This is a genomic window from Stutzerimonas kunmingensis (assembly GCF_014764705.1).
Lineage (GTDB): Bacteria > Pseudomonadota > Gammaproteobacteria > Pseudomonadales > Pseudomonadaceae > Stutzerimonas.
The window spans coordinates 213,490-230,169 of record NZ_JACXXG010000001.1 but is presented as its reverse complement, the minus strand read 5'-3'; the positions used below and the strand labels follow the sequence as shown (position 1 = coordinate 230,169).

Annotated in this window: 15 protein-coding genes; 13 read left to right on the top strand and 2 right to left on the bottom strand. The window is 62.5% G+C overall.

Going from position 1 to position 16,680, the window contains the following annotated elements; translation table 11 throughout:
• Positions 1-164 precede the first annotated feature (164 nt).
• The 5 genes from yiaY to eutC all read left to right on the top strand — a co-directional run bounded on the left by yiaY (position 165) and on the right by eutC (position 6,917).
• Positions 165-1,313 carry an L-threonine dehydrogenase gene (yiaY, locus tag IEG05_RS01115; RefSeq protein WP_023101973.1) on the top strand — a complete coding sequence of 383 codons (1,149 nt, stop codon included), beginning with the start codon at positions 165-167 and terminating at the stop codon, positions 1,311-1,313.
• Between the two features lie 152 nt (positions 1,314-1,465).
• The gene (exaC, locus tag IEG05_RS01110) at positions 1,466-2,986 is read left to right on the top strand and encodes an acetaldehyde dehydrogenase ExaC (protein WP_023101972.1); all 1,521 of its coding nucleotides are present in this window, start codon (positions 1,466-1,468) and stop codon (positions 2,984-2,986) included.
• Between the two features lie 195 nt (positions 2,987-3,181).
• Positions 3,182-4,630: an ethanolamine permease gene (gene eat, locus IEG05_RS01105; protein ID WP_191121516.1), complete on the top strand. Its 1,449-nt coding sequence runs from the start codon at positions 3,182-3,184 to the stop codon at positions 4,628-4,630.
• A 15-nt stretch (positions 4,631-4,645) separates the two neighbouring features.
• The gene (locus IEG05_RS01100) at positions 4,646-6,037 is read left to right on the top strand and encodes an ethanolamine ammonia-lyase subunit EutB (RefSeq protein WP_191121515.1); all 1,392 of its coding nucleotides are present in this window, start codon (positions 4,646-4,648) and stop codon (positions 6,035-6,037) included.
• An 85-nt stretch (positions 6,038-6,122) separates the two neighbouring features.
• Positions 6,123-6,917, top strand: a complete 795-nt coding sequence (gene eutC, locus IEG05_RS01095; RefSeq protein WP_191121514.1) for an ethanolamine ammonia-lyase subunit EutC — start codon at positions 6,123-6,125, stop codon at positions 6,915-6,917.
• A gap of 6 nt (positions 6,918-6,923) precedes the next feature.
• Here eutC and IEG05_RS01090 read toward each other — a convergent pair whose 3' ends face one another.
• Positions 6,924-8,477, bottom strand: a complete 1,554-nt coding sequence (locus IEG05_RS01090) for an alkaline phosphatase D family protein (protein WP_191121513.1) — start codon at positions 8,475-8,477, stop codon at positions 6,924-6,926.
• Positions 8,478-8,625: 148 nt separating this feature from the next.
• Here IEG05_RS01090 and IEG05_RS01085 point away from each other — a divergent pair, with 148 nt between their 5' ends.
• The 7 genes from IEG05_RS01085 to IEG05_RS01055 all read left to right on the top strand — a co-directional run bounded on the left by IEG05_RS01085 (position 8,626) and on the right by IEG05_RS01055 (position 14,883).
• Positions 8,626-9,438, top strand: a complete 813-nt coding sequence (locus IEG05_RS01085; RefSeq protein WP_046619172.1) for a M90 family metallopeptidase — start codon at positions 8,626-8,628, stop codon at positions 9,436-9,438.
• A gap of 106 nt (positions 9,439-9,544) precedes the next feature.
• A complete protein-coding gene (ppa, locus tag IEG05_RS01080) occupies positions 9,545-10,072 on the top strand; it encodes an inorganic diphosphatase (protein ID WP_014819027.1) in 528 nt (175 codons plus the stop codon).
• A 192-nt stretch (positions 10,073-10,264) separates the two neighbouring features.
• Positions 10,265-11,521: a tyrosine-type recombinase/integrase gene (locus IEG05_RS01075; protein WP_191121512.1), complete on the top strand. Its 1,257-nt coding sequence runs from the start codon at positions 10,265-10,267 to the stop codon at positions 11,519-11,521.
• On the top strand, positions 11,518-12,039 hold the full coding sequence (locus IEG05_RS01070; protein WP_191121511.1) for a hypothetical protein: 522 nt from the start codon (positions 11,518-11,520) through the stop codon (positions 12,037-12,039). The genes IEG05_RS01075 and IEG05_RS01070 overlap by 4 nt, the downstream gene beginning before the upstream one ends.
• Positions 12,040-12,126: 87 nt before the next feature.
• Complete coding sequence (locus tag IEG05_RS01065) at positions 12,127-12,345, top strand: helix-turn-helix transcriptional regulator (protein WP_419581649.1); 219 nt, start codon at positions 12,127-12,129, stop codon at positions 12,343-12,345.
• Entirely contained in the window at positions 12,342-12,548 is a 207-nt protein-coding gene (locus tag IEG05_RS01060; RefSeq protein ID WP_191121509.1) for a hypothetical protein, read from the top strand. Before IEG05_RS01065 ends, IEG05_RS01060 begins: the two co-directional genes overlap by 4 nt.
• 274 nt (positions 12,549-12,822) lie before the next feature.
• The gene (locus IEG05_RS01055; protein WP_191121508.1) at positions 12,823-14,883 is read left to right on the top strand and encodes an AAA family ATPase; all 2,061 of its coding nucleotides are present in this window, start codon (positions 12,823-12,825) and stop codon (positions 14,881-14,883) included.
• 313 nt (positions 14,884-15,196) lie between these two features.
• On the opposite strand, the gene IEG05_RS01050 is transcribed toward IEG05_RS01055, so the two are convergent.
• Positions 15,197-15,409: a hypothetical protein gene (locus IEG05_RS01050; RefSeq protein WP_191121507.1), complete on the bottom strand. Its 213-nt coding sequence runs from the start codon at positions 15,407-15,409 to the stop codon at positions 15,197-15,199.
• A gap of 128 nt (positions 15,410-15,537) precedes the next feature.
• Between IEG05_RS01050 and IEG05_RS01045 the strand changes: the two genes are divergently transcribed.
• Complete coding sequence (locus IEG05_RS01045; RefSeq protein ID WP_191121506.1) at positions 15,538-16,632, top strand: type I restriction endonuclease; 1,095 nt, start codon at positions 15,538-15,540, stop codon at positions 16,630-16,632.
• Positions 16,633-16,680 lie beyond the last annotated feature (48 nt).

The window sequence follows — 16,680 nt, the reverse complement described above, 5'->3', positions numbered from 1 at the left end:
CGCAGGTTAGCACAGCAGGCCATCCCAGCCGACCAGGCGCCGTTAGTCGGGCGCAGGGCCGAAACGCGACTGATCGGTCACCTTCTTGATCCAGATCATTTCGCCCCCCGGTCCAGATGCGATGCTGCAAGTACCACTTTCAGACAATCACAAGGGAATTCTCCATGAGCAGCACCTTCTTCATCCCCGCAGTGAACATGATGGGCGCCGGTAGCCTCGATGAGGCGATGGTCGCTATCGCCAACTACGGCTTTCGCAAAGCGCTGATCGTCACCGACGTTGGACTGGCACGCGCTGGCGTCGCCGAAAAGGTTGTCGCGCTGCTGGCCACCCAGGACATCCAATCGGTCGTATTCGATGGCGCCCAACCCAACCCAACCGTTGGCAACGTTGAAAAGGGCCTGGCACAGCTACGCGACAGCGCTTGCGATTTCATCATCTCCCTCGGCGGTGGCTCGTCCCATGACTGCGCCAAGGGCATCGCCCTATGCGCGACCAATGGCGGACAGATTGCCGACTACGAGGGCGTGGACCGCTCCGCCAAGCCACAAATGCCACTGGTAGCGATCAATACCACCGCCGGCACCGCCAGCGAGATGACACGCTTTTGCATCATCACCGACGAAACCCGTCACGTGAAAATGGCCATCGTCGACCGCAACGTCACACCGCTGCTGTCGGTGAACGACCCGGCACTGATGGTCGCAATGCCCAAGGGACTGACCGCAGCCACCGGGATGGATGCGCTCACCCACGCGGTTGAGGCCTATGTCTCGACCGCCGCCACACCCATCACCGACGCCTGCGCACTCAAGGCCATCGAGCTGATCTCGACAAATCTGCGTACCGCCGTCGAGAACGGCAGCGACATGCCCGCCCGCGAAAACATGGCCTACGCGCAGTTCCTCGCTGGCATGGCGTTCAACAACGCCTCGCTGGGCTACGTGCACGCCATGGCTCACCAGCTCGGCGGCTTCTACGATCTGCCGCATGGTGTCTGCAACGCCGTACTGCTGCCTCACGTGGAGAGCTACAACGCCAGCGTCTGCCCCGAACGCCTGCGCGACGTTGCAACCGCGATGGGCGTGGAGACCCGCGGACTGGACGCCGCGCAGGGTGCCGAAGCCGCACTCGTGGCAATCCGTACCCTGTCGCAGGCAATCGGCATTCCGGGCGGCCTGGCCGAGCTTGGCGCCAAGGCCGATGACATCCCGACGCTGGCCGCTAACGCCATGAACGATGCCTGCGGCCTGACCAACCCGCGCCGCGCCACGCAAGAGGAAATCGAAGCGATCTTCCATAGCGCCCTCTGAGCCCCTGGGCCGGGGCTTCTGCCCCGGCCCGACCGCGCGGCAGCGCTCGCCCTGCCGCCACGAAAAGCGCCCCTGGCCACCGCGACAGTATTCAAGTCGTGATCTACGCTTTATGCAGCGAATCTCCATCCAAGAAAAAACCGGAGCCCCCCATGATCTACGCCCCTCCCGGCACCGACGGTGCCCTCGTTACCCTCAAGGCCCGCTACGGCAACTTCATCAATGGCGAGTTCGTCGAACCCGTCAACGGGCAGTATTTCACCAACCTGTCTCCGGTTAACGGACAACCGATTGCCGAGTTTCCGCGCTCCGACGCCGCCGATATCGAGAAGGCGCTGGACGCCGCCCATGCCGCTGCCGACGCGTGGGGCAAGACCAGCGTGCAGGCACGCTCGCTGATCCTGTTGCAGATCGCCGACCGCATCGAGCAGAACCTGGAGATGCTCGCCGTCACCGAAACCTGGGACAACGGCAAGGCGGTGCGCGAGACGCTGAACGCGGATATCCCGCTGGCCGCCGACCACTTCCGCTACTTCGCCGGTTGCATCCGGGCCCAGGAAGGCACCAGCGCCGAGATCGACGAACATACCGCGGCCTACCATTTCCACGAGCCGCTGGGCGTGGTCGGGCAGATCATCCCGTGGAACTTCCCGATCCTGATGGCCGCCTGGAAGCTCGCCCCGGCGCTGGCCGCGGGCAACTGCATCGTGCTCAAGCCGGCCGAGCAGACCCCACTGGGTATCAGCGTACTGATGGAGGTGATCGGGGACCTGCTGCCGCCGGGCGTGCTCAACATCGTCCAGGGCTTCGGCAAGGAGGCCGGCGAGGCGCTGGCCAGCAGCAAGCGCATCGCCAAGATCGCCTTCACCGGCTCCACTCCGGTGGGCTCGCACATCATGAAGCTGGCCGCCGAGAACATTATCCCGAGCACCGTGGAGCTGGGCGGCAAGAGTCCCAACATCTTCTTCGAGGACATCATGCAGGCCGAACCGACCTTCATCGAGAAGGCCGCCGAAGGCCTGGTGCTGGGCTTCTTCAACCAGGGTGAGGTCTGCACCTGTCCATCCCGCGCGCTGGTACAGGAGTCGATTTACGCGCCCTTCATGGAAGCGGTGATGAAGAAGGTCGCGCAGATCAAGCGCGGCGACCCGCTGGACACCGAGACCATGGTCGGCGCCCAGGCCAGCCAGCAGCAGTTCGACAAGATCATGTCCTACCTGGAGATCGCCAAGGGCGAAGGCGCGGAGGTGCTCACCGGCGGCGCAGCGGAGAAGCTCGAAGGCTCGCTCGCCTCGGGTTATTACATCCAGCCAACCCTGCTCAAGGGCCACAACAGGATGCGTGTGTTCCAGGAGGAAATCTTCGGTCCAGTGATCGGCGTCACCACCTTCAAGGATGAAGCCGAGGCGCTGGCAATCGCCAACGACACTGAGTTCGGCCTCGGCGCTGGGGTCTGGACCCGTGACATCAACCGCGCCTACCGCATGGGCCGGGCGATCAAGGCAGGTCGCGTCTGGACCAACTGCTACCACCTCTATCCGGCGCATGCCGCGTTCGGTGGCTACAAGAAGTCCGGCGTCGGTCGCGAAACCCACAAGATGATCCTCGACCACTACCAGCAGACCAAGAACCTGCTGGTCAGTTACGACATCAATCCGCTGGGTTTCTTCTGATGGGCTGAAGGCGGCGGGCACCGCGCCCGCCGCCGGTTAGAACAAGACGCCTGCGAGCGCCGCCGTGGTGCCGCGAAGCTCGATAAAGGTGCGTTCCTGCCAGACTTGGCTGACAAAACACCGCAACCGCCAGGTTTGCGGCGCGGGGCATGACGCTTGCTAGGGAGAGTTGCCAACCACCTGCGAGGAACGATCATGGCTCTCGAACACAGCAGTTCAACGCCCCCGCAACACACCGTCGATTTCGAAACCGTCGGCAGCAGCTATTTCCAGGAACGCGAACTGAAGAAAGGCGCCGCCGGCTGGGTGCTGCTGGTCGGCCTCGGCGTGGCCTACGTGATCTCCGGCGACTACGCCGGCTGGAACTTCGGCCTCGCCCAGGGCGGTTGGGGCGGGCTGTTCATCGCCACGCTGCTGATGGCGACCATGTACCTGTGCATGTGTTTCTCGCTGGCCGAGCTGTCCTCGATGGTGCCCACCGCTGGCGGCGGCTACGGCTTCGCCCGCACCGCGTTCGGCCCGCTGGGCGGCTTTCTCACCGGCACGGCGATCCTCATCGAATACGCCATCGCGCCGGCGGCCATCGCCGTGTTCATCGGCGCCTACTGCGAGTCGCTGTTCGGCGTCGGCGGCTGGATGGTGTACCTGGCGTTCTACATCGTCTTCATCGGCATCCACATCTTCGGCGTCGGCGAGGCGCTGAAGCTGATGTTCATCATCACCGCCATCGCCGCGCTGGCGCTCGCAGTGTTCATTTTGGCGATGGTGCCGCACTTCTCGGTCGACAAGCTGCTCGATATCGCGCCGACCACCGCTGCTGGCGCCAGCAATTTCCTGCCCTACGGCTATGTCGGCATCTGGGCGGCGATTCCCTACGCGATCTGGTTCTTCCTCGCCGTCGAAGGCGTGCCGCTGGCCGCCGAGGAAACCAAGAACCCGCAGCGCGACATGCCCCGCGGGCTGATCGGCGCCATGCTGATACTGGTCGCCTTTGCCGGCCTGATCCTCCTGGTCGGCCCTGGCGGCGCCGGTTCCAGCACCCTGGTGGCATCCGGCAACCCGCTGGTGGAAGCGCTGACCACGGCCTACGGCTCGTCCACCTGGATGAGCGGCTTCGTCAACCTGGTCGGCCTGGCCGGGCTGATCGCCAGCTTCTTCTCGATCATCTATGCCTACTCGCGGCAGATCTTCGCCCTGTCGCGGGCCGGCTACCTGCCGCGCAAGCTGTCGCTGACCAACAAGAACAAGGCGCCGGTGCTGGCACTGGTGATCCCCGGCGTGATCGGCTTCCTGCTGTCGCTGACCGGCCAGGGCGACCTGCTGATCCTCGTCGCGGTGTTCGGCGCAACCATCTCCTACGTCTTGATGATGGCCTCGCACATCGTCCTGCGCCTGCGCCGGCCGGACCTGCAACGCCCGTACAAGACGCCCGGTGGCATCGTCACCTCGGGCGTGGCGCTGGTGCTGGCCTGCATCGCGGTCATCGCGGGCTTCCTGGTCGATCCTCGCGTGGTGATCGGCGCCGCGATCATCTACGGGATCTTCATCGCCTACTTTGCGATCTACAGTCGACATCATCTGGTGGCCGGCACGCCGGAAGAGGAATTCGCGGCAATCGAGAAGGCCGAAGCATCGCTGCACTGAGAGAAGGAGGCTGACATGGCTTACTCGCACAGCGTGGGCGGCACCACCTGGCGCTTCGACGACCTGCGCGAGGTGATGGCCAAGGCCAGCCCGGCGCGCTCCGGCGACCTGCTCGCCGGGGTCGCGGCGGGCAGCGACGCCGAACGCGTGGCGGCGCAGATGTGCCTGGCCTCGGTGCCGCTCAAGCGCTTTCTCGAAGAAGCGCTGATTCCCTACGAAAGCGATGAAGTCACTCGGCTGATCATCGACAGCCATGACGCCGCTGCCTTCGCCCCGGTCAGCCACCTGACCGTGGGCGATTTCCGCAACTGGCTGCTCGGCGAGGATGCCGACGAGTCGTCCCTAAAGGCTCTGGCACCGGGCCTGACGCCAGAGATAGTCGCGGCGGTGTCGAAGATCATGCGAGTACAGGACCTGATCCTGGTCGCGCAGAAGGTCCGGGTCGTCACCCGCTTTCGCAACACCATCGGCCTGGCCGGGCGCATGTCCACCCGGCTGCAGCCCAATCACCCGACCGACGACGGTGCCGGCATCGCTGCGAGCATCCTCGACGGCCTGCTCTACGGCAACGGCGATGCGGTGATCGGCATCAACCCGGCCACCGACAGCACCGCCGGCATCTGCGAGCTGCTGAAGATGCTCGATGCGGTGATCAGCCGCTACGAGATCCCGACCCAGGCCTGCATCCTCACCCACGTCACCACCTCCATCGAGGCGATCAATCGCGGCGCGCCGCTGGATCTGGTGTTCCAGTCCATCGCCGGCACCGAGGCGGCCAATGCCAGCTTCGGCATCAGCCTGGCGACGCTGCAGGAAGGCTACGAGGCCGGTCTGTCGCAGAAGCGCGGCACCCTCGGCGACAACCTGATGTATTTCGAGACCGGCCAGGGCAGCGCGCTGTCGGCCAACGCCCACCACGGCGTCGATCAGCAGACCTGCGAAGCCCGCGCCTACGCCGTCGCACGCCGCTACAAGCCGCTGCTGGTGAACACCGTGGTGGGCTTTATCGGCCCGGAATACCTCTACAACGGCAAGCAGATCATCCGCGCCGGGCTGGAAGACCACTTCTGCGGCAAGCTGCTCGGCGTGCCCATGGGTTGCGACATCTGCTACACCAACCACGCCGAAGCCGACCAGGACGACATGGACATGCTACTGACCCTCCTCGGCACAGCGGGCATCAACTTCATCATGGGCATCCCGGGCTCGGACGATGTGATGCTCAACTACCAGACCACCTCCTTCCACGACGCGCTCTACGTGCGCCAGGTGCTGGGCCGCAGGCCCGCGCCGGAATTCGAGGAGTGGCTGGCGAAGATGCAGATCCTCCGGCAGGACGGCAACCGCCTGCAGCTCGGCCGCGAGCTGCCCGAGCCGTTCCGCCGGGCGCTGGAGAAAATGGCATGAAGCCGCTCTTGCTACCTCGCCCATCCTCAGGTGGAAAACGCTGCGCGCTTCTTCACGCGTCCGACCGTCACGCTCCGAGGTAGCCATGCCCGATCGCTCCCCCACGATAGAGAATCCCTGGCAGCACCTGCGCCAGGTGACCCCGGCACGCATCGCCCTTGGCCGGGCTGGTGTCAGCCTGCCCACCGACGCACAGCTGGATTTCCAGTTCGCCCACGCCCAGGCGCGCGACGCGGTGCATCTGCCGCTGGACTGCGCAGCGCTGGCTGGCGAGCTGAAGAAACATGAACTTGGCTGCCTGCATCTGCGCAGCGCCGCCACCGACCGGCAGATCTACCTGCAGCGCCCGGACCTCGGTCGGCGCCTCGACGAAGCCAGCGCCGCAACGCTCGATGAGCATGCGGGCGACGGTTGCGATCTGGCGCTGGTGATCGCCGACGGCCTCTCCGCACTGGCGGTGCAGCGCCACGCCGCACCGATGGCCTTGAAGATCGGGGAGCAGTGTCAGGCCGAAGGCTGGGCGCTCGGGCCAATCACCCTGGTCGAACAGGGCCGCGTCGCGATTGCCGACGAAATCGGCCAGCGCCTCAAGGCGCGCATGGTGGTGATCCTGCTCGGCGAACGCCCAGGGCTCAGCTCGCCGGACAGCCTGGGCCTGTATTTCACCTGGGCGCCGCAGGTCGGCCGGCACGATGCGCAGCGCAACTGCATTTCCAACATTCGCCCAGAAGGCCTGAGCTACAACCTCGCCGCGCACCGCCTGCTCTATCTGATGCGCGAAGCCAGCCGCCGGCAGCTCTCTGGCGTACAGCTCAAGGACGAAGCGGAAGTACCGGCGCTGGAAGGCGAACCTCGCGCCGGCAACTTCCTGCTCGGCTGAGCCGGCTCAGGCGGGCTGCCAGGGCTCAAGCGTCTGGCTGTAGACCACCGAGCCGTCGATGTCGCGCAGACTCACGCCCAGCGCACCGCTCTGCGCGTCGATCTCCACCTCGCCGAAAAACTGGAAGCCGGCCCGCGGCGAGCTGTTCGGCGTGGGCGCCGCCTTCTGGAACACCACCTCTGGGCCGAAGGTGCCATCCAGCGCATTCGGTCCAAAGCTGCCGGCGTTCAAGGGACCTGCGACGAACTCCCAGAACGGCTCGAACTGCTGATACGCCGCCCGATTCGGGTGGTAGTGGTGCGCCGCGCAGTAGTGCACATCCGCGGTCAGCCAGACGGTGTTGCGCACTCGTGCTCGCTGAATGAAGGTCAGCAGGTCGGCGATTTCCAGCTCCCTGCCCAACGCCTCACCGTCGTTTCCATTGGCGATTGCCTCCCAGCGCGGACCGTCCGGTACGTGCAGGCCGATGGGCATGTCCGCGGCGATGACCTTCCAGGTCGCGCGCGAGGCCCGCAGCTCTCGCTTGAGCCAGCGCAGCTGCTCGCGGCCGAGAAACGCCGTGTCGCTGCCCTGCTCCGCTTGCAGGTTGTGAGTGTTCGGCCCACGGTAGCTGCGCATGTCCAGCACGAACACATCCAGCAGCGGCCCGTAGCTGACCTTGCGGTAGATGCGCCCGAGCTTGTCGCCGCGGGCCAGGCGCATCGGTGCGTATTCCAGATAGGCCTGGCGTGCGCGCTGCACCAGCGTATCGATGTCGCGCACCTGCTGATAGCGGTCATCCAGCTCCTTGCTCGGCGACCAGTTGTTGGTCACCTCGTGGTCATCCCACTGCCAGATCTGCGGCACCTCGGCGTTGAAGGCGCGCAGATTTTCGTCCAGCAGGTTGTAGCGGTAGTTGCCGCGAAACTCATTGAGCGTCTCGGCGACCTTGCTCTTCTCTTCGGTGACCAGATTGCGCCAGATGCTGCCGTCCTCGGCAGTCAGCTCGGCTGGGATCGGCCCGTCGGCGTAGATCACGTCGCCGCTGTGCAGGAAGAAGTCCGGTCGGCGCATGCGCATGCTTTCGTAGATGCGCATGCCGCCGAAGTCCGGGTTGATGCCGTAGCCCTGGCCGCAGGTATCGCCACCCCAGACAAAACGGATATTGCGCGGGCGAGTTGGTGCGCTGCGCAGATGGCCGAACCAGGGCTCGCTGAGCACGCCGCTGCGGGCATCCTCGAAGCGCGCGCGGTAGAAGATCGACTGATCTGCCGGCAGCCCACGCAGATCGACGCGGGCGGTGAAGTCCTGACCGGCATCGGTGATCGAAGACAGCATTCGCCGCGGATTGCCGAAGCGGCTGCGCGTATCCCACTCGACGACCAGTCGTCCAGGCCTGTCGCAGCGGCTCCAGATCAATGCGCGGCCGTCCGCCACATCGCCGGCCTGCACGCCGTCGAGCATCTGCGGGCGCTCGCGCGGCGCGGCGATGATGGCGGGTGCAATGCCCAGGGCCGGCAGGGCGATGCCGGCGCCGATGCCCTGCAGCAGTTGGCGGCGTTTCTGATCCGGTGCGGTCATCTCGGGGTCTCCTTGCGAATGGGTGGTTCTCCTGATGTAGCGGCCCCGCTTGACAGTCCCGTGACGCACCGACCGACGGCACTTCACTGCTTGTCGCATCCCGCAGCCACGCTTAATGTGGGCGCCCACTTCACTGGAGCCTCCGCCCATGTGGTCCTTCCGCGCCTGGCAGCGCAAACGCATCCTTGCCCGCAACCCGGTCGCGCCGGAGCTGTGGCAGCAGGTGCTCGACAGCCTGCCGATACTCGATGGCCTGAGCGGGGACGAGTTGAGCCGTCTGCGTGAGCGCGCCGTGCTGTTTCTGCACGACAAGCGCCTGACGCCGCTGGCAGGGGTCGAACTACAAGCCGAGGACCGCCTACGCCTGGCGCTGCAGGCGCAATTGCCGCTGCTGCACCTGGCCGATCTCGGCTGGTATCGCGGCTTTCACGAGATCGTGATCTACCCCGACGACTTCCTCAGCCCGCAGAAGCATCGCGACGCCGCCGGCGTCGAGCATGAATGGGACGCCGAGCACAGCGGCGAAGCCTGGCTGCAGGGCCCGGTGATCCTGGCCTGGCCTGGAGTGCAGCAGAGTGGCGGCTGGGAGGCCTACAACCTGGTGATCCACGAGCTGGCGCACAAGCTGGACATGCTCAACGGCGACGCCAATGGCCTGCCGCCGCTGCACCGGCAGATGCGCATCGACGCCTGGGCCAGCGCCATGCAGCGCGCCTACGACCAGCTCGACCGCATACTCGACGACGACCCGGATGCCGAGACACCGATCGACCCCTACGCCGCCGAGAACCCGGCAGAGTTCTTTGCCGTTACCAGCGAGTATTTCTTCAGCGCCCCCGACGTGCTGCATCGGGCCTTTCCCGAGGTCTACGCGCAGCTGGCGGACTTCTATCGGCAGGACCCGCTGGCGCGCTTGCAACGCCTGCAGGCCGAACATCCCGATTACCGGGAACCTGCGTAGGCCGGGCGCGTCGAAGCCGGCGTGCATTGCACGCGACATTGCGCCTATAATCGCGCCCACTTTTTCCGCCCCCAGGCCGCGCTGGCCGATCAGGAGCCCATCGTTCATGAGCTACAGCAAAGTCCCGGCTGGCAAAGACCTGCCGAACGACATCTACGTCGCCATCGAGATCCCGGCCAACCACGCGCCGATCAAGTACGAAATCGATCACGACACCGACTGCCTGTTCGTCGACCGTTTCATGGCCACGCCGATGTTCTACCCGGCCAACTACGGTTTCATTCCGCACACCCTGGCCGACGACGGCGACCCCCTCGACGTGCTGGTCGTGACCCCCTATCCGGTTGCCCCGGGCTCGGTCATCCGCTGCCGTCCGGTCGGCGTACTGAACATGACCGACGAAGCCGGCGGCGACGCCAAGCTGATCGCCGTTCCGCACGACAAGCTGACCCAGCTGTACGTGGACGTGAAGGAATACACCGACCTGCCGCCGCTGCTGATTGAGCAGATCAAGCACTTCTTCGAGAACTACAAGGATCTCGAGAAGGGCAAGTGGGTCAAGGTCGAAGGCTGGGAAGGCGCCGACGCCGCCCGTGCCGCCATCATCAAAGCTGCCGAGGCTTACCAGAAGTAAGTCGAAGCACTGAAGAAAAGCCGGCCACAAGCCGGCTTTTTTATTGTCTAGTGATTTCTACCCACCTCCGCCCAACCCTAGACGCCATGCGGGTTACAGCCTAATATCTGTCCATTGGCAGCCACCCAAAACTAGCACCATCCAGCGCAAAAGTGTGGGGACAAGTGTGGGGACAGAATCAGGGAGTGAAGCATGGGCAAGCTGAACCCGAAGCAGGTAGAGAACCTGCGTGAGTCGGGCACCTATGAAGACGGGGACGGGTTGCGCCTTGTCGTGAGGGCATCCGGGAGCAAGTCCTGGCTGCTGCGATACCAGATTGCAGGCCGGCGCCGCGATATGGGTTTGGGCAGCTATCCCGAAGTGAGCTTGAAGGAGGCGCGCCTGATCGCAGCAGGACACCGTAAGAAACTGGCGAACGGTATCGACCCGATGGCAGTCAGGGATGCCCAGCGCGAAGCCGAACGGGAGGCACAAAGAGCCAAGGAAGCTCAGCGTGTGACCTTCCAAGGCCTGGCCATGGACTACCACACCGCGCATAGCGCTACCTGGTCAGAGAAGTGGCGCAAGGGCTGGCTGCGCAAGCTTGAGCTGTACGCATTCCCCATCATCGGCAAGAAATCCGCCGGAGATATCGAAATCGAGGATGTGCTACGTGTCCTCCAACCGATCTGGGGCAGCAAAACCCGCACCGCGGACGAAGTGCGCGGACAAATTGAACAGGTACTGGACGCGGCAAAGGCTCGCAAGCTGCGCAATGGCGACAACCCCGCCCGCTGGCGTGGGCACCTGGACAACCTACTAAGCCGCGCCGAAAAGAAGAAAGCCCGCAAACGCGAGCATTTTGCCGCGATGAAATGGCAGGATGTACCGGCATTGATGGCCACCCTCGCCGCCCACGATTCACGCGCCGCCGTGGCCGCTCGCCTGATGATTTTAACTGGCGCACGAGCGCAGATGATCCGCTTGGCCGCCTGGGACGAGTTCGACCTGGAGTCGGGCGTTTGGTCGCTGCCGGCGGTGCGAATGAAGATGCGCAAGGCGTTCGAGATACCCCTGGCGCCGCCCGTTGTGGAAATGCTCAAGAGCCTGCCACGTATCGAGGACAGCCCTTTCCTTTTCCCGGGTCAAGGTAAAACCGGAGCGATCCATGCGAATGCCGTTCGTACCCTATTGCACAGCCTGGGTCATGACGACATCACCCGCCACGGCTTCCGGTCGAGCTTCCGGGACTGGGCAAACGAGCGCACGCACTACCCACGTGAAGTCTGCGAACTAGCGCTGGCGCATGACGAGCGCGACCAGACCGAGGCCGCTTATTCCCGCTCTGACTTCTTGGAGAAGCGCCGGGCACTGATGGCCGAATGGGCGCATTACATCACCACACCGGCAGCCGCGAACGTTATTGCCGCAGACTTCAAGCGCACCAGCCGCGCGGGGACACAGTCGTGACCGATTACGACCCGCTGAAGCGTCTGGGGCTGACTGAGATCGTTGAGGATTTCGGGCTGGCGATCCTGCCGCAACTGATGGCTCAGGGCGACCCGCAAGCCCCTCAGCTGCGGCTTATAGAACCGGGGGACGACAGCGACTTGGAGTACGTTCGACGCGCCATAGGCAGTTTAGAGGCCACACTGAACCCAGCCCAGCGGCAGCACCTTACGACCATCGTCGCAGGGCTGTGCGTGCATATGCTTGAACTAGCCGCACCGGATGTTTTAGAGCGGGAAGGACGGGAGGCCCGCGCCGCGCGAACCCAGACGCGATTTATGCAAAACGAAGCGTGGTGCTTCGCTTTGGACCGTTGGCGCGCTGATCCGACTATTAGGACGGGGAAGATGGCGGTGGAGGTTCATGCACACTTGAAGGCGGAGGGGTATAACCCACCAAAACTGAAGACATTGCGAGAGGAATGGATGTGGTACAGGCCCGACGCAGCAAGGCGTTCTGGTCGTGAACGAAAAGAATAATATCCCGATTCGCTGTTCGGGATTTTTCCAAAGCTTAGCGGGGTATTGAATAGGCATCGCTAGTCGTTAAACGACACTACTGGAGCGATGCAAATGACCAGCTTGTCCCGCCACACACGTCCCGCCCGTTCGATTTATCGCCTGCCACAAGTTATGGCCGCCACCGGATTTGGGCGCGCCTGGATTTATGAGCTAATGAAGCGCGGGGACTTTCCGCACTCGTGCAAGATTGGTTCGCGCGCTGTCGGCTGGAGTGCCGCGTCAGTAGATGCTTGGATCGCCGACAAGCTGGGGGAGCGTGCATGAGCTTGCAAGACTTCCCGATTGACGCACTATCTCTGTCCATCGCCCGCGCTGACGCTGTACTGGCATTGATTGCAACGCAGTTCGATGACCCGGATGCTGACCAGCAACCCGCCGAGGTAAACAGTGACGCTATCGGCGCAGTACGCGCTGAGCTGGCAGCTGTCCGCGCGCTGATTGCTGAACAACTGAGGGCGGGAAAATGATCCCTTGCCGGTCGATGGGCTTGCGGCCTGAACTTTTTATCGGAGCGCCCAATGCCCTTGGATATCACCGATCGGAAAGCAGACGCGCACGCCTCGCGAACTGGGCTGGATTTAGGAAGCTAGCGCGCCGCAACGGCTGCTCGCATTTCGAACTGGCCTCTTGGCTCGCCGATCAAGAAGTCCCATCGGCAAGCGGTATTCAGATCATGCAATATGTGCTGGCCTGCACCCGCAAGGAAGCCGAAGCCGCGTTGTTGGCTGCCGGGGTGAAGTCGTGACGGACGCAGAATATGACGACCTGATCGGGGCACCAGCCGCGACCTGCCCCCCGAAGCGCGATCTGAACGAAGCCCGTCGCTATCTTGAGGCGCTGGCGCCTGGCGAGCCAGTGACATTCCAGACCTTCGACGACACCCCAGCAAAGCGTCCACTGCTCGCCCAAATGCGGCACGGCACGCTTGATGAGCACTCCGCCTTTTTGGAGAAGATGAACGCCAAGGGGGCTGGCGTATTCGTGACCGTTAACGCAACGGATGGCGACGGGCGCAAAAAGGAGAACATTATCCGTCCCCGCGCGCTGTTTGCTGACTTCGATAACCCAGCGCCAGATACTTTGGAACGGCTGCGAGCCGATGAGCTGCCGCCATCGATCATGGTCGAGAGCAGCGCCGGGAAGCTGCACGCTTACTGGCTTACGGATGAGCTGGAGCTTGGCGAGTTCATGAGCCGGCAAAAACAGATTGCAGCAGCATGGGGCAGTGATCCGAGCGTCTGCGACCTGCCCCGCGTTATGCGCTTGCCTGGATTCCTCCATAACAAAGGTAGGCCGCAACCTGTACGGCTGATTGAGGCGAGCGGGAAACGGTACGGCTCGGAACTACGGGAGCGGTACAGCGCCAGCAACGGACCTGAAGGCACCACAGCCACGGCGGACGATGACGATACCGCGGAGCTGTTGGCGCTGGTGCCTACGCGTGTGAACCTGGCAGGTGCAATCGGCGATCTGCGGGCAGGCGCGGACGTTCATGCAAACGCACTAGCGCTCGTCGGTAAGTGGACACATGCGGGGTTAGCTGAGAACGATATCAGGGAGCTGTTCGCCAACTTTATTACGCCGGCCGTAGCCACTGCGCGCGGCGCTGATCGTGCAGCTGAGCTTATGGGCACTGAGCTGGAGCGGATGCTGGCCGGCGCCAAGGCAAAGGGATACGCACCGATCAAGCCGGACGGCCCGGCGCTGGAGTGGGTGGAGCTGGATGACCTGATGATCGCGGACATCCCGCCAGTTCGCTTTCTATTTGAGCCGCTTCTGCCCCGCGGAGAGGTGACGTTACTTTCAGCTGATGGGGGGACCGGCAAGTCCACATTGGCCTTAGCCCTAGCTGCACACGTGGCCTGCGGGCGCGACTGGGACACGTTGGTCGCAGCACGGGGGCGCGCCTTGTTCGTAAGCTTGGAGGACCCCGCCAATATCTGTCGCCTGCGCCTGCGCGAAGTGATCAGAACCTATGACCTCGACGCCTCCAGCGTTGGAAGGAACGTGCGAGTCGCTGACGGGACAAAGGGTACCGGCGCTCTAATGGCCCTCCAAGACGGGAAGCTCTATCCCACATCGGTTTTCACGGAATTACGTGCCGCATTGCTGAATGAACAGTTTGATCTGATCGTAATCGACAATGCCTCTGACGCTTTCGCCGGAAACGAAAACGATCGCCAAGAGGTGCGGACATTTATCCGATTCATGCGCCACATTGCGCGGGAGTCAGACGCGGCTGTGCTGGTGCTAGCGTATGTCGATAAAGCCACCGTACGCGCAAGCTCAAACGCAGCAGGAAGTCGTTACAGCGGTAGCACGGCGTGGAACAACTCCGTTCGTTCCCGCCTGGCCATGCTCCACGATGCAGGGGCGCTAGCGCTGGTTCATGAGAAATCAAACCTTGCGAAGCGCCTGGACAGGCAAATTCGCCTGGACTTCGTTAACGCAGTACCGGTCCCGCTAACCATGATTGATGGCTATGCCGAATGCGCAGCCACAGCCGAACAGCGAGAAGCCGAAACCATCCTGGCGCTTATGCGGGAGGCTATCGCAAAGGGTCTGGATGTGAGCGCGGCGAGGTCCGGACCAGCGACCACTTGGCACCTGCTGCACGCCATGGAAGGCGCCCCAGCGGACTGGAGCAGAAAAGAAGGTAAAGCGCGATTCAATCGCCTGCTGGTTCGCCTGGAAGCGGCCGGGCAGTTACGGCGCGAAGAATGGAAGGATGAGTACAGGAACAAGAAAACGCGTTTTGTCCCGGAAACGATGACGGACCTACTCGACGACCTGGATATTTGATCGCTGCTGGCGGGGGTAAAAGTGCGTATGCGTTACCCCCCATACCCCCCAAGCGTACTAACGCGCTTTGGAGCGCGTCGTTAGTCTGCGCTGGTGGGGGCAGTGAACTTAAGCACTACCCACGCCCCTACTAACGCACCTACGCATCTCCGATAGTCCAACTAGGAAAAATCAGAAATCCAGTCGGAATGCGGAACAGCGGGGGTGCCTATAGGGAAAATTCGAATTTCGCGAAGCCCGGGACTCCGCGTCCCCGCGGATGGCTAAATACGCTGGATGGGACCCGGAGCGACCACTTCTGCGCTGACAGTAATTAGCGAGCGCGGGCGGCGTCTTCGCCGTAGCTTCTGGTTCTGATAAAACTCCCGATAAAGATCATAAGGATTGCTGCAAGCACACTTCCATCTGGCTTCAGCGCCATCCAAATCGCAGCGATCCACACACCGACTTTTACAATCCATGTGACAAGATTGAGCACTGCGTACACATACACGATCGGCCCGATCGGCTCATCAGCGTTTCCCATACGCATTCCCTCCCCACCTACCCCGCTAACGTCAGTAGTATCCATAAGAGAGCACTGGCAGAATAATATCAAGGGTACGTTGGCGGCCTACTTCTTGGCCGCGACTAGCAAGGTCCAAAGGAGGGATGATGGAATTTCAAGAAAAGCTCGCGAGCCTCGCGGCGAAGATTCGTCAGCAAAAATCGGTAATCCAAACTGAGGAGGCCACCAAGAATGCCTTCGTGATGCCGTTTATTCAGAGCGTGCTTGGTTACGATGTATTCGATCCCACAGAAGTCGTCCCTGAGTTCGTTTGTGACGTCGGAACGAAGAAGGGGGAAAAAATCGACTACGCCATCCTGAAAGATGGGCAGATCCAGATCTTAATCGAGAGTAAGAAGGTCGGCGAACCGCTAAATATCAACCACGCCAGCCAACTCTTCCGCTACTTCCACGTCACCACTGCGCGAATCTCGATACTAACCAACGGCCAGGTCTATCGCTTTTTTACCGACTTGGACGCGCCAAACAAAATGGACGAAAAGCCGTTCCTTGAGTTTGATCTGCTCGACATCGATGATCATGTAGTGCCAGAGCTGCAGAAGCTGACCAAAGGCGCATTCGATGTTGACTCAATCATCAGCGCAGCGGGTGAGCTGAAGTACGTTGGCCAAATCAAACGCGTACTGGCAGCGCAGTTTAGCGAGCCTGACGACGATTTCGTTAAGCTCATCGCCTCCCGGGTTTACGACGGGGTCATTACTCAGAAAGTACGCGAGCAATTCGCACAGCTCACTCGGAAAGCCACGTCGCAGTTCCTTGGGGACCAAATTAACGAACGCCTTAAGTCGGCGATGACAGGCAGCGTACGGCCAGTAATCACAAGCCAGGCGCCCGTCGACGAGAAAGACCCATTCGAGAGCCCAGCAGACGACGAATCCGAGAAGACGAAAATCGAAACCACCGTGGAAGAAATCGAAGGGTTCAACATCATCAAGGCGATCGTACGCTCGGAGGTGGACGTTAAGCGCATCGCTGCAAGAGACACTCAAAGCTATTTCGGTGTGCTGCTAGACGACAATAACCGCAAGCCCTTGGCTCGCCTGCATTTCAACCGCCAGCAAAAGTATCTCGGCACCTTCGATGCTGACAAGAACGAAACACGTCACCCGATCGATTCGCTCGACGACATATTCGGGTTCGCAGAGGCTCTAAAGAACACTGCCAAAGGCTATGCATGCTGACGCATGCGTACCCGGCCTACGGCCAAAGCCGCGCAGAGCTACACCGGT

What these genes read in the sequence shown, in the direction of transcription:
- eat (WP_191121516.1), top strand. Translation starts at nt 3,182, where the DNA reads ATGGCTCTCGAACACAGCAGTTCAACGCCCCCGCAACACACCGTCGAT.
- IEG05_RS01050 (WP_191121507.1), bottom strand. Translation starts at nt 15,409, where the DNA reads ATGGGAAACGCTGATGAGCCGATCGGGCCGATCGTGTATGTGTACGCA.
- eutC (WP_191121514.1), top strand. Translation starts at nt 6,123, where the DNA reads ATGCCCGATCGCTCCCCCACGATAGAGAATCCCTGGCAGCACCTGCGC.
- exaC (WP_023101972.1), top strand. Translation starts at nt 1,466, where the DNA reads ATGATCTACGCCCCTCCCGGCACCGACGGTGCCCTCGTTACCCTCAAG.
- IEG05_RS01075 (WP_191121512.1), top strand. Translation starts at nt 10,265, where the DNA reads ATGGGCAAGCTGAACCCGAAGCAGGTAGAGAACCTGCGTGAGTCGGGC.
- IEG05_RS01045 (WP_191121506.1), top strand. Translation starts at nt 15,538, where the DNA reads ATGGAATTTCAAGAAAAGCTCGCGAGCCTCGCGGCGAAGATTCGTCAG.
- IEG05_RS01090 (WP_191121513.1), bottom strand. Translation starts at nt 8,477, where the DNA reads ATGACCGCACCGGATCAGAAACGCCGCCAACTGCTGCAGGGCATCGGC.
- IEG05_RS01100 (WP_191121515.1), top strand. Translation starts at nt 4,646, where the DNA reads ATGGCTTACTCGCACAGCGTGGGCGGCACCACCTGGCGCTTCGACGAC.
- IEG05_RS01085 (WP_046619172.1), top strand. Translation starts at nt 8,626, where the DNA reads ATGTGGTCCTTCCGCGCCTGGCAGCGCAAACGCATCCTTGCCCGCAAC.
- yiaY (WP_023101973.1), top strand. Translation starts at nt 165, where the DNA reads ATGAGCAGCACCTTCTTCATCCCCGCAGTGAACATGATGGGCGCCGGT.
- IEG05_RS01065 (WP_419581649.1), top strand. Translation starts at nt 12,127, where the DNA reads ATGCAAATGACCAGCTTGTCCCGCCACACACGTCCCGCCCGTTCGATT.
- ppa (WP_014819027.1), top strand. Translation starts at nt 9,545, where the DNA reads ATGAGCTACAGCAAAGTCCCGGCTGGCAAAGACCTGCCGAACGACATC.
- IEG05_RS01060 (WP_191121509.1), top strand. Translation starts at nt 12,342, where the DNA reads ATGAGCTTGCAAGACTTCCCGATTGACGCACTATCTCTGTCCATCGCC.